Source organism: Thermoanaerobacterium sp. PSU-2 (genome assembly GCF_002102475.1).
GTDB lineage: Bacteria > Bacillota > Thermoanaerobacteria > Thermoanaerobacterales > Thermoanaerobacteraceae > Thermoanaerobacterium.
This window is the reverse complement of the sequence record NZ_MSQD01000013.1, coordinates 44,225-56,603: the sequence shown is the minus strand read 5'-3', so window position 1 is coordinate 56,603 and position 12,379 is coordinate 44,225. Positions and strand designations below refer to the sequence as shown.

General features: G+C 32.1%; 12 protein-coding genes. 10 read left to right on the top strand and 2 right to left on the bottom strand.

Annotated elements, in window-relative coordinates; genetic code table 11:
* Positions 1-31: 31 nt before the first annotated feature.
* A complete protein-coding gene (locus tag BVF91_RS10435) occupies positions 32-433 on the bottom strand; it encodes a nucleotidyltransferase domain-containing protein (protein ID WP_085113335.1) in 402 nt (133 codons plus the stop codon).
* Complete coding sequence (locus BVF91_RS10430; RefSeq protein ID WP_085113334.1) at positions 393-824, bottom strand: HEPN domain-containing protein; 432 nt, start codon at positions 822-824, stop codon at positions 393-395. Before BVF91_RS10430 ends, BVF91_RS10435 begins: the two co-directional genes overlap by 41 nt.
* 245 nt (positions 825-1,069) lie before the next feature.
* Here BVF91_RS10430 and BVF91_RS10425 point away from each other — a divergent pair, with 245 nt between their 5' ends.
* The 10 genes from BVF91_RS10425 to BVF91_RS10380 all read left to right on the top strand — a co-directional run bounded on the left by BVF91_RS10425 (position 1,070) and on the right by BVF91_RS10380 (position 12,330).
* A complete protein-coding gene (locus BVF91_RS10425; RefSeq protein ID WP_085113333.1) occupies positions 1,070-2,296 on the top strand; it encodes an ROK family protein in 1,227 nt (408 codons plus the stop codon).
* Between the two features lie 102 nt (positions 2,297-2,398).
* The gene (locus tag BVF91_RS10420; RefSeq protein ID WP_085113332.1) at positions 2,399-3,706 is read left to right on the top strand and encodes an extracellular solute-binding protein; all 1,308 of its coding nucleotides are present in this window, start codon (positions 2,399-2,401) and stop codon (positions 3,704-3,706) included.
* Positions 3,707-3,765: 59 nt separating this feature from the next.
* A complete protein-coding gene (locus tag BVF91_RS10415) occupies positions 3,766-4,695 on the top strand; it encodes a carbohydrate ABC transporter permease (protein ID WP_085113331.1) in 930 nt (309 codons plus the stop codon).
* An 11-nt stretch (positions 4,696-4,706) separates the two neighbouring features.
* Positions 4,707-5,540, top strand: a complete 834-nt coding sequence (locus BVF91_RS10410) for a carbohydrate ABC transporter permease (protein ID WP_085113330.1) — start codon at positions 4,707-4,709, stop codon at positions 5,538-5,540.
* A gap of 71 nt (positions 5,541-5,611) precedes the next feature.
* Positions 5,612-6,718 carry a glycoside hydrolase family 15 protein gene (locus tag BVF91_RS10405; RefSeq protein ID WP_085113329.1) on the top strand — a complete coding sequence of 369 codons (1,107 nt, stop codon included), beginning with the start codon at positions 5,612-5,614 and terminating at the stop codon, positions 6,716-6,718.
* A complete protein-coding gene (locus tag BVF91_RS10400) occupies positions 6,690-8,393 on the top strand; it encodes a glycoside hydrolase family 66 protein (RefSeq protein WP_085113328.1) in 1,704 nt (567 codons plus the stop codon). Before BVF91_RS10405 ends, BVF91_RS10400 begins: the two co-directional genes overlap by 29 nt.
* Positions 8,394-8,584: 191 nt before the next feature.
* Complete coding sequence (locus tag BVF91_RS10395) at positions 8,585-9,289, top strand: N-acetylmannosamine-6-phosphate 2-epimerase (RefSeq protein ID WP_085113327.1); 705 nt, start codon at positions 8,585-8,587, stop codon at positions 9,287-9,289.
* Positions 9,273-10,124 carry a MurR/RpiR family transcriptional regulator gene (locus tag BVF91_RS10390; RefSeq protein ID WP_085113326.1) on the top strand — a complete coding sequence of 284 codons (852 nt, stop codon included), beginning with the start codon at positions 9,273-9,275 and terminating at the stop codon, positions 10,122-10,124. The genes BVF91_RS10395 and BVF91_RS10390 overlap by 17 nt, the downstream gene beginning before the upstream one ends.
* Before the next feature lie 16 nt (positions 10,125-10,140).
* Positions 10,141-11,028, top strand: coding sequence for an ROK family protein (locus tag BVF91_RS10385; RefSeq protein WP_085113325.1), 888 nt, complete (start codon positions 10,141-10,143; stop codon positions 11,026-11,028).
* Complete coding sequence (locus tag BVF91_RS10380) at positions 11,029-12,330, top strand: ABC transporter substrate-binding protein (protein WP_085113324.1); 1,302 nt, start codon at positions 11,029-11,031, stop codon at positions 12,328-12,330.
* Positions 12,331-12,379: the final 49 nt, after the last annotated feature.

Sequence of the window (12,379 nt, the reverse complement as noted above, 5' to 3'; positions counted from 1 at the left end):
GTGTGCTGATTGCGGCTATGATAGCCGTTTTTTATTGGACTTCTCCAACCTTTTCCGAAAAAATATCTTTTTTTAATTTATCCCATATTCCATCATCATAAATTACAATACCCTTTTCAATTGCTTCCACAGAAATGGGATTTTTTTTAAAATACAGCAATTTAAATTCATTGGTGTTATAGCCCTTTGGTTCAATTGCATCAAAAACATGATCGTATAATAGTTTCATCCTTTCCTTATAATTACCAGGTATTTTATCAGATATTAATATTACATCAATATCACTACTATCGTTAAAATCTCCTCTGGCAACTGAACCGATTATAATAGCACACATAGGATGTAATACATCGCTAATAATTTCCGAGTATTTCTTGCCAATATCTATAAGATTATTTCTTTTCTTTTCCCTTATTATCAATGCTGCATTCATTAATATACTCCTCCACATAATTTAGAATATTTTGGGCGTATCCCAATGATATTTTTGCATCATCTTCGTCATAATATTCGTAAGGACTTCCTGATGGGTAAGCATCCGGGTATCGTGGTTGAATGTAATCTCTGTCAAGTTTTCTAGCCCACTTATTATAATCATCAGGTTTATTAATTCCAGCATTATCAAGATCATTTGCTAATTTAACAAGTGAATGGCCTACTATAGAAATGCCAAACGCTCTTAAAAGTGCTTTAACAGCATATTCCGCAGCTTGTTGTGCTTTAAAACATGACCATGAATAATCTCCATCTTTATAATCTTTATAAGCTGATTTCAACGTGTGAATTGCTTGATTAAACCATCTGTTGAATTCATCCATATCCATACTGTTCACCACCAATACAATTTACTATTTTAATTATACATTAGCATTTTTGGATACACAACTACAAGTAGAGGCTTAAATCTAAATTTGCGATTTTACGCTTTTGAAAGAAGTATATGAATTGGCAGTTTTTAGGAAATAACACAATTGAACAAAAACTCTTATAACCGATTTTTTATTATTTTCTTCAAATAAAACTTGCTTCATTGAAAAAAGTATGTTATAATGATTTTAGGTGATATAAGATGAGACTTAGAATTGGCAATAAAGATTTAATAAAAGATATAAATCGTTCACTTGTAATAAATGAAATAAGATTGAATGGTCCAATTAGCCGTACTGATATATCGAAGAATTTAAATTTAGGTTTATCAACTATAACAAATATTGTAGAGGAGTTAAAATCACAGAAACTCATATTTGAAATTGGTGAAGCTGATTCAACCGGTGGAAGAAAACCTATATTATTAGAATTTAACTATAACTATGGATATACTATAGGCATAAAAATAGAAGAAAATAATTTGATTTTTGCCCTTACTAATCTTAACGCTGACATTATAGAAAGGAAGAAAGTTCCATTTAAAAGAGGATCGAATAGTAATGATGTTTTGGAATTGATTATCAAAAATATAGAGGATTTAATAAAGGCAATACCAATGGATAGAAGTTTACTTGGTATAGGCATAGCTATATCGGGGCTTGTAGATCAAAAAAGAGGACTGTTAATATACTCTGGAATGCTAAATTGGTCAAATATTGATATTAGTGGAATTTTAAAAGATAGATTTAATGTACCTGTATATGTAGATAATGATGTAAATGCATATACACTTGCTGAATTGTGGTATGGACAAGGAAAAACACTCAGTAATTTCATCGTAGTGACGTATGGCTCTGGTATAGGTTCCGGTATAGTAATTAATAAGCGTCTTTACTGTGGCGATTTTGGAGGTGCTGGCGAAATTGGGCATATGGTTTTGGTAGCCGATGGCAGAAAATGTGAATGTGGGCAAAAAGGGTGCCTTGAAGCTTATGCTTCTGAGAATTTTATTATAGATTATATAAAAGAAAATATTCAATTTTTTAAGGAAAGTAAAATAAATATAGATGATGAACTGTCTATTGAAAAAGTTTATGAATATGCTAAAAATGGCGATATGTTAGCTATAAATGCACTGAAGCTGTCTGCAAAATATTTAGGCTATGGTCTTTTAAGTGTGATAAATATTTTCAATCCATCGACTATCATACTTGCAGGCGAAGGAATGGTTGCAAAAGATATTATTCTTCCTGTTGTAATTGATATTGTAAAAAATAATTTTTTTAAAATGCATGAGAAAAAAGTGCAGATTAGAGTATCTAACTTGGGTGATGATGCTTGGGAGGTAGGAGCATCATTACTCGCAATTAGTAAGCTTTTTGAAATGCCGCTATATGAAGAGCAAGAAGATGCTTTTGCGGTGTTTTAAATAAATTTTTTAACATACTTTATTCAATGAAGCAAGTATAGGAGGTGATTTAATTTTAAATTAAATTTTTCTGCCAAATTAAAATTTTAGGAGGGTATTGAGATGAAAAGTAAAAAGTTGTTGTCAGTTTTAGTTGCATTAGTAATGATATTTTCTGTACTTTTATCTGGATGTGGTATTGCTAAAAATTCTAAATCAGCAGATAACAGTTCTGGTAACAGTTCGAATGTAAACGAAATTCAGTCTTCAGAAACTGTTACAATTACTTTTTGGCATACATTTAGTGATGAAGAAGATAAATTGCTGAAAGAACAGATTATACCTGATTTTGAAAAGAAATATCCTAATATAAAAGTTGATGCTAAAAGAATGCCTTCAACTGATACTCTAAGACAACAAGTAATAACAGCGGTTTCAGGCAATGCTGTTCCAGATGTTATGAGAATGGATATTGTGTGGGTATCAGGATTTGCTAAACTTGGAGCACTTCGGGAAGTTGATAATTTAGACGGCTTTAATGAAATTAAAAATAATTCATTTGCAGGTCCTCTAGCGACAAATTATTATAAAGGTCATTATTATGGCATACCGCAGGATACTAATACCAAAATTGCTTTGTATAACAAGACACTGCTTCAACAATTAGGATTGAATGAGCCGCCAAAGACTTTTGATGATTTGGTTTCAGCAGCAGAAAAATTAAAATCAAAAGATAAATGGGGTATTGGCATTGGAGGTACAAGTACATGGGGAATGGCACCATATTTCCTGTCACTTGGTGGCAAGGTTACAGATGATAAATATACAAAGGCGACTGGGTACTTAAATAGCCCAGAAAGTGTAGCGGCATTGCAGAAATTACTTGATTTATATAATAAAGGATTGATCGCGCCAACAATAATCGGTGGTAAACCTGATTCTTGGGGTGGCATGAAAGGCAACAATTATTTAATGATTGATGATGGTCCGTGGTATTATAGTATACAAGGCGATTCTGTAAAAAACACGACTGTACCGGCTTTGTTTCCACAAGGTTCTGCTGGTAGTATTTCTGTAGTTGGTGGTGAGGATCTAGTTTTGTTTAAAGGTAGCAAACATCCAAAGGAAGCTTGGACTTTTATGAAATATATGTTTTCAGAAACACCACAAAAGATTTTGGCTAAGCAGGCGTATCTAATACCTACTAACAAGGTCGTTGCAAACTCCGAAGAAATAAGTTCTGATCCTATTTTAAAATTGTATGTGCAGCAAATGGAGAGTGCATGGCCTCGTACGCCAAGCCCAAATTGGGATAAAATAGATAAATCATTAAGTTTGGCTTTTGAAAAAGTATTTAGGCATGTAGCAACACCACAAAAAGCTTTGGACGATGCTGCGAGAGAAATTGATGTTTATTTAAAAAATAATTAATTGGTAAAGTATAGGGATTATGCTAGTGACATGATCCCTATACTAGGAGGTGAAATTGATTGTTATCTCAAAATGTTTCATTTAGAAATAAAAATCTTAGTCGTGGAATAAAGGAATGGTTAGATGTATTACCGTTCATAGGCATAGGATTTATTTTATTGGCTGTTTTTGTTATCTATCCACAAATTAAAAATATATATATGGCATTTACAAATTATAATATAATGCCAGGTCAAGTTAGCCCATGGGTTGGATTATTGAATTTTATAAAAATATTTCAAGATGATAATTTTTTATTAGCATTTAGAAATACCATTCTTTACGGTATTGTTACGGTTCCTTGTCAAATGATTATTGGTCTTGTAATTGCAGTATTAATTAATAATTTGACTAGAGGAAAAGTGTTTTATAGGGTTATGGTATATATTCCTGTAATTACGTCTTGGGTTGTAGTTTCATTAATATTTAAATATTTGTTTACGGACGGCAAGGAGGGGCTGATAAATTTTTTATTGCTTAAACTGCATTTAATTGGAAGCCCTATTATGTGGTTAGAAAATACATGGACCGCAAACTTAGTAATATGGTTTTTAGGTGTTTGGAAAGGAATCGGTTGGGTTATGGTTATATACTATGCCGCACTTCAAGGCATATCAAATGATATATATGAAGCAGCAAAAATTGATGGTGCAAATCCTTTCCAGATGTTTTTCAACATTACAGTACCATTAATTAAACCCACTACTTTTTATATTTTAATTAATCTTATTATTGGTGCTTTTGGCGTATTTATACAAGTAATGCTTATTACAGGTGGGGGGCCGCTTGGAACAACCGATGTTTTGCTAAACTATATGTATACAACTGCATTTAGTGATTTCAACTTTGGATATGCATCTGCAATGAGCGTTATAATAGGCATAGTGATTTTAACACTGTCATTATTTCAAAAAAGGATTATGAGATATAGTGAAGATAATCCTTATTAGAGGTGAGATTTATGAAAAAGATTAATTTTCCACAGTTATTTTTGCATATTTTCTTATTAATGTGTGTAGCTACTATGATAGTGCCTTTCTTATATATGATTTCAACTGCGCTGACAAAAGATACTTATGTTATGCCGTATCCTCCTATATTAATTCCAAAGACATTTTATACGGGAAATTTTAAAGAAGCATGGTTATCTAATAATTTCTTCAGATATTTTTTAAATAGTTTATATATATCAGTAATTAGTACAGTATTGTCGCTATTTATAGCTACGCTGTCAGCTTATGGCTTCGCGAGATTTAGTTTTCCAGGAAAAGAAATTCTATTTAATGTATATCTGTTTACAATGATGGTTCCAGGAGTTTTAAATATTGTAGCACAGTATACCGTAATCAATGGATTGCATCTTGTTGATACATATTCTGGGCTACTACTGTTGTACGTAGGTACGGGAATTGCTGGAAATACTTTCTTTCTTAGAGGTTTCTTTGAAAGCATTCCTAAGGAGTTAGAAGAATCTATAATAATCGATGGCGGAACGAGATGGACCATATATCGGCATGTTATATTGCCTCTCTCAAAACCGGCATTGGCGACATTTGCGATTTTTGCTTTTGAAGGAACATGGGATGAATTTTTTGTTGCACTGACATTTATAAAAACAGAAATAAAGCGAACATTGCCGATTGCGATTATGCTATTTCAGGGAGAATTTGCAACAAAATGGGGACTTGTCTTTGCTGCATCATTAATTGCAGTTGTTCCAGTTATATTAATATTTGTTGTGTTCCAAAAGTATTTTATAAGAGGTGGCATTCAAGAAGGTGCAATAAAAGGTTAATCAAGTATTAAAAATTAAGTATTTGTAGCAATAAATATTCAATTAAAGATGAAATACATGGAGGGGTTGAAGTGATAGAATTGTTAAACAAAAGTGTTGAAATAATCAATGCTAACCAATCGGAATATGGTTCGTTTATAGCATCGCCGTACTTTCCAACATATCATTATAGCTGGTTTAGGGATGGAAGCTTTATTGCATATTCTCTGGATTTAATGGGTGAATATGAATCGGCTGAAAAGTTTTATCATTGGATAGATACTGTAATAAAAAGATATGGTTATAAAGTAGAGAATATTAAGGAAAAGATTAAAGATGGCAAGAGGCTTGTGACGGAAGATTTTCTGCATGCAAGGTATACTTTAGATGGATATGAGGAAACTGAACAAGGCTGGGGAAATTTTCAGCTTGATGGATACGGGACTTGGCTTTGGGGATTGTCTGAACATATAAAATTGACAGGTAAAGAAGAACTTATATATAACTTTAAAGAAAGCATCGAATTGACAATAGAATATTTAAGCCATTTATGGAATTATCCAAACTACGACGTATGGGAAGAGAATGGCGATAAAATCCATACATCTACACTTGCATGTATATATGGTGGCATAAAATCTATTAATGAATTTTTGCATGATAAAAAATTGTTAGCACTATGTAATGAAATTAAGTCTTTCATACTTACTAATTGTGTAAGCGATGGGCATTTTGTTAAGTATCTTGGAAGCAAAGATGTAGATGCTAGTTTGACATGGCTTTCGGAGCCTTTTGAAGTGATTGATATTAATGATGAAGTTTTTATTAATACAATAAAAAAAATAGAAAGAGAACTTTTTCACAACGGAGGTTTGCACCGGTTTAAAGATGATACTTATTATGGTGGGGGAGAATGGATACTTCTTTCTGCATGGCTTGGATGGTATTACGCTAAAATAGGAAAAATAGACGATGCTAAAAATATTAAAAAGTGGATAGAAGATCAGATGGATGACAGTGGATATTTACCAGAGCAGGTTTGCTTCCATGTCAACGATAATAAATATTATCCGTATTGGATAGAAAAATGGGGCGAAGTAGCAAAACCATTGTTATGGTCTCATGCAATGTATATAGTTTTAATAAAAATGATTGAGGCGGGTGAAAAGAATGTTGATAAAAGATGTATATCCTTCTAAAGCACAATATTTGAATGGAGAAAATATAAAAATAATTGTAGAACTTAGCAATAAAGGATTTAAAAATAAAAGTAAATATATTATTAAATGTGATATTTTTCATTTAAATGATAGAATATTGCAGTTTGAAAGTGATCTTAAAAGTGAGGGGTTTAAAGAATTCGTATTTAATGTCAATTGTAATAATGAATCTATGACAGGCTTCGGTGTCAATGTGTCTTTATTTAACGGTAATGATTTGATAGAAGATGCGACGACTTCATTTGATGTAGTCGAAAATTCAATGTATGCACCAAGATATGGATTTATTTCAGATTTTTTTGAAAGTGATAAAGATGATTACAGCGATTTGATAGAGATGAATAAGTATCATATAAATCTTGTTCAGTTTTATGATTGGATGTATAGGCATCATGAATTGATACCGCCGACAAAGAGATTTAAAGATCCACTTGGAAGAGATTTATCTATAAATGTTGTCAAACAAAAAATTTTAAAAGCCCATGAATATGGAATGAAGGCAATGGCATATGGGGCAGTATACGGATCTGAGTCGGAATTTTTTGAAAAGCATAAAGATTGGGCTCTTCTAAATAATAATGATGAGTATTATGAATTTGCGAATTTTATATATATAATGGATATTTCAAAAGAATGCGAATGGCATCAGCATATAATTAAAGAGTTCTTGAATGCAATTAAATTTGGATTTGATGGTATTCACATGGATCAATATGGATTTCCTAAAGAAGCAGTGAGTATGAAAGATGGATTGAAAAGATTAAGACGTCTAAAAGATGATTTTCCTGAACTAATTAATGATGCGAAAAGCTATATAGAAAATAACGGATATGATGTTAAGTTAATATTTAATGCTGTAAATAATTGGCCCATTGATTCAGTGATAGATTCAAAACAGGAGGCGGTATACATAGAAGTATGGCCACCCAATGATACCTATCAAGACTTGTACAACCTGATTGCAAATGTGAAAAAACACGACAACACGAAGCAGGTGATATTAGCTGCGTATATGAAGCCATTTACAAAATCTGAAAATACAAATATAGAATATGCAGAAAATGCTACAATATTAACTATGGCTTCCATATTTGCTTCTGGCGGATTTCACCTTTTGCTAGGAGAAAAGAATGGCATTTTGACGGAAGGGTATTATCCTAATTATTTCAAAGTTTCTAATAAACCTTTTATTAATGAATTGAGAAATTATTATGACTTTATTGTAAGATACGAAGAACTTTTATATGGATTTGACATAATCGATGATACAATGACATATACCGGTGGGATTAATGAAGAATATGTTTTTAAAGGAGCTAAATTTTCGCCTGTTGCAAAAGAAGATAGTGTTTGGACAATAATAAAAGAGAAACCAGGCTATAAAATAATTAACCTTATCAATTTTACTGGTATAAAAAATATGAATTGGAATGAAGGAAAAGAAAAGAGGCCGAACTTATTGAGAGATATTGAAGTAGTGGCCCTTGTAGTTGAAGATGTAAAAGAAGTATTTGTTGCATCACCAGACATAAATTATGGTCATCCTCAGAAGATTTCGTATGAATATGTCACACATGAACAAGGAAAGGCCATAAGATTTATAATACCAGAGCTTTATATCTGGGATTTGGTATATATATCCGTGAAGGAATAAAAAATTACGGTCCTATCATTACGATAGGACTTTTATTTTGATAAAAAATAAGTTCATTGCATATAGGAAAGAAACTCAAATTATTAACTAAATTTTACAAAAAAATTTTTCTTTTTTTATTAAAATAAAGAAGGAATTTTTTAATTAATGTCGAATATATTTATATAACAAAAAGAAAAGAGGAGATGCCAATGAAGGTATTAGATGATATAAAAAATGGACTAATAGTTTCATGTCAAGCACTTAGTGATGAACCACTTCACAGCCCTTTAGTAATGGCAAAAATGGCTAAAGCTGCAGAAATGGGAGGAGCTGTGGCTATAAGGGCCAATGGCTATGAAGATATAAAGGCTATAAGAAGAGAAGTGAAACTACCTATTATAGGTCTTATTAAAAAAAATTATGAAGGATACAAGCCATATATAACACCTACTATAGAAGAGGTAAGTGCTGTTGTTAAAGCTGGTGCGGATATTGTTGCGATTGATGCTACTAAGTTGATTAAGCCAGGAGATATTTCAACAAAAGATCTATTGAGAGAGATAAAAAAATTATATCCGAATATTTTGGTAATGGCTGATATATCTACTTATAACGAAGGAATTGAAGCTGAGAAAGTCGGATTTGATATTGTATCAACAACACTTTCCGGTTATACGGATTATAGTCCTAAGATCGATGGACCAGACTTTGAATTAATTGAAAGATTGTCAAAAGTATTGAAGATTCCACTTATCGCTGAAGGAAGAATATGGACTCCAGAAGAAGCTATTAAAGCATTAGAGCTTGGAGCTTATGCAGTTGTTGTTGGAACAGCTATAACAAGACCTCAAGAGATAACAAAGCATTTTGCTGAATCAATAAGAAAGGCGGTAAAATATGCAGGATCAAAATAGCGTTGTATTAAAAATTAGAAGTGTATATAATTCATTGACAAATGCAGAAAAAAGAGTAGCTGACTATGTTCTTGAGAACTCAGAAGAAGTACTTTATTCTTCAATAACAGAACTTGCAGAAAAAATTAATGTAGGAGAAACAACAATAATAAGGTTTTGCAGACATATTGGATTAACTGGATTCCAAGATTTTAAATTAAATATTGCGAAAGAAACAACGAGTCCGGAAACAAGTATACACGAGAATATAACTTTTAGTGACACAATTGATGTACTTTTGCAAAAAATAACTACTGAAAATACATTGGCTATTTCAAATACTACAAAAATGTTATCAATCAATGAACTTGAGAAAGCCGTCGAAGAAATCATAAAAGCAAACAAGATAGAAATATACGGTGTTGGTGCATCTGGCTATACTGTACTTGATGCAAAGTACAAATTTATGAGGCTTGGTTTAAACGTTGATGCTAATTTAGATCCACATATACAGGCCATATCAGCGGTTAACCTTAAGGAAGGTGATGTGGCAATTGGAATATCTTTTTCAGGCAGTACAAAAGATACTGTAGAGGCATGTAGGTTAGCTAAAGAAGCTGGAGCAAAAGTTATTTGTATTACAAATTATGCAAGATCGCCTATTACTGCAGTAGCGGATATAGTATTGTTGACATCTGCAAAAGAAACGCCATTAAGAAGTGGTGCTTTAACTTCTAAAATAGCTCAGCTTCATATACTTGATATTTTATATACTTGTATAGCAGTGAAAATGAAGGATAAAGCAGTTCAAAATCTAAACAAAACTGCTAAGGCGGTTTTAGATAAATTGTATTGATTAAGGTGTTTATGAAATGAAAAAAGTTGTTGGTATAGATATTGGTGGTACAAAAATTTTAGGTGGAGTTATTGGTTTTAATGGAGACTTGATTAAATTTAAAGAGACTTCAACAGATGCTAATTTAGGCAGAGATCACATATTGAAAAAATTATTCGGTGTATTAGATGATTTATTTGATACTGATATAGAAGGAATTGGTATTGGTTCGGCCGGTAGAATTAATTTTTATACAGGCGAAGTTATTTATGCTACAGATAATTTACCAGGTTGGACTGGCATAAATTTAAAAGAAATTATTTCTCAAAAATATAGGACAAAGACAATAGTTGAAAATGATGTTAATGCAGCAATTGTCGGTGAAAATTGGCTGGGCTCTGCTAAAAATTTTAAAGACGTTTTAATGATAACTTTAGGGACAGGTGTTGGGGGTGCAATAATTTTAGATGGTAAATTGATAAGAGGAAGTCATTTTAGCGCAGCGGAAATTGGCCATACTATTTTGTATCCTGATGGCAAAAAATGCAACTGTGGGCAAAATGGTTGCGTTGAACAATATATATCGGGTACTGCAATATATAAAAGGTACAATGAAATAGTGGGTTCTAATTTGGTGAATAGTGCGAAAGATGTTTTCGATTTGTATATGAAAAACGATAAAATATCAAAGTTAGTTGTGGATGAATTTGTAAAATCGCTCTCATTATTAATTTTTAACATAAGAAATTTTATTGATCCCGAAATAATAATTCTTGGAGGTGGTGTGACAAATTCAAAAGATCTGTGGTGGGAATATTTAAAATCACAAATAAAATGTGATTTAAATATTTCTATTGCAGGACTTAATAAATTTTCGACAGTATATGGTGCTGCAAAATTAATTTTAAATGAGGGGGTTGTTTAAATGATTAAGAGCAAGACGTTGAAAACAGTAAGTATGTTGCTGGTGTTAGTGATGATTATAACAGCATTTACTGCATGTGGAAACAATTCTTCAAAGTCCAATTCCAATAACGCTAAGACTTCTAATAATACTGCTGAAAAAATAACATTGCAATTTTGGACAATTTCATTAAGACCAAAGTTTGATAATTACTTTAATGATTTATTCGCTAAGTATAAAAAACTTCATCCTAATGTAGAGATTAAATGGACAGATTTACCATATGACGCAATTCAAAATAAGTTAGTTGCATCAACTGCAGGTAATGATGTACCAGATGTTGTTAACTTAAACACAGATATGGCATTGCAGTTAGCGGCAAAAGGAGCTTTGGTTGATTTAAATAAAGAAGCAACGGATGAACAAAAGGGTATATATATAAAAACATTATGGGAGTCAACGAAAATAAAAGATGGTATATATGCTTTTCCATGGTATGGTGCTCCTTCAGTTATGATTTATAATAAAGCGCTGTTTGAAAAGGCAGGAATGAATCCACCAAAGACGTATGATGATGTCTTTCAAATGGCGAAAGAATTTAAGGATAAGACTGGAGCCTATCTATATGTTCCAGATTATTTCCACAATGAGGCATATTGGGGTTATGATATAAGCATTCTCAATGAAGATAAGACAAAAGCCGCATTTAATACGCCTGATACATTAGCATTGTTAGAGAAATTTAAAGAATACTATCAAAATGATATATTCCCGTTAGATGCGGAAGGTAACTGGACAAAAATGCTGCAACTTTATTCAACTGGGAAACTTGGTCTTATAAACTCTGGAGCACAATCTTTATCCCGTATAAAAGATGAGGCACCGGATATTTACAAAAATACAGATGTAACGCAGCCATTGGTAGGTAAAAGTGGTGTTATAGACAATCCAATAATGGATTTAGTAGTAATGCAAAAAAGCCAACATCATAAAGAGGCGATTGATTTTGCAAACTTCGTAACTAATGATGAAAATCAGCTTGAATTTGCAAAGGAAGCAAAAGTTTTCCCGTCGACAATCAAAGCATCACAAGATTCTTATTTCAAATCTGATACATCAACTCTAGAAGGCAAAGCGATATCTATTGCGGCAGATTTTCTAAACAAATCAACTGACAAAACCTTAGGTGTGCCTAATAGTGGCGACATAACGTCGGAATTAATCAAAGAAACTGATGAAGTATTCCATGGACAAAAGACGCCCAAACAAGCACTTGATGATGCTGAAAAAAATGTAAATCAAATGTTATCAGGTCAGCAATAGTAGTAATAATTTTGAGCAAGGCCTAAAAAGCCTTGCTCCTTAAGGGGTT

What these genes read in the sequence shown, in the direction of transcription:
- BVF91_RS10435 (WP_085113335.1), bottom strand. Translation starts at nt 433, where the DNA reads ATGAATGCAGCATTGATAATAAGGGAAAAGAAAAGAAATAATCTTATA.
- BVF91_RS10430 (WP_085113334.1), bottom strand. Translation starts at nt 824, where the DNA reads ATGGATATGGATGAATTCAACAGATGGTTTAATCAAGCAATTCACACG.
- BVF91_RS10425 (WP_085113333.1), top strand. Translation starts at nt 1,070, where the DNA reads ATGAGACTTAGAATTGGCAATAAAGATTTAATAAAAGATATAAATCGT.
- BVF91_RS10420 (WP_085113332.1), top strand. Translation starts at nt 2,399, where the DNA reads ATGAAAAGTAAAAAGTTGTTGTCAGTTTTAGTTGCATTAGTAATGATA.
- BVF91_RS10410 (WP_085113330.1), top strand. Translation starts at nt 4,707, where the DNA reads ATGAAAAAGATTAATTTTCCACAGTTATTTTTGCATATTTTCTTATTA.
- BVF91_RS10400 (WP_085113328.1), top strand. Translation starts at nt 6,690, where the DNA reads ATGTTGATAAAAGATGTATATCCTTCTAAAGCACAATATTTGAATGGA.
- BVF91_RS10395 (WP_085113327.1), top strand. Translation starts at nt 8,585, where the DNA reads ATGAAGGTATTAGATGATATAAAAAATGGACTAATAGTTTCATGTCAA.
- BVF91_RS10390 (WP_085113326.1), top strand. Translation starts at nt 9,273, where the DNA reads ATGCAGGATCAAAATAGCGTTGTATTAAAAATTAGAAGTGTATATAAT.
- BVF91_RS10385 (WP_085113325.1), top strand. Translation starts at nt 10,141, where the DNA reads ATGAAAAAAGTTGTTGGTATAGATATTGGTGGTACAAAAATTTTAGGT.
- BVF91_RS10380 (WP_085113324.1), top strand. Translation starts at nt 11,029, where the DNA reads ATGATTAAGAGCAAGACGTTGAAAACAGTAAGTATGTTGCTGGTGTTA.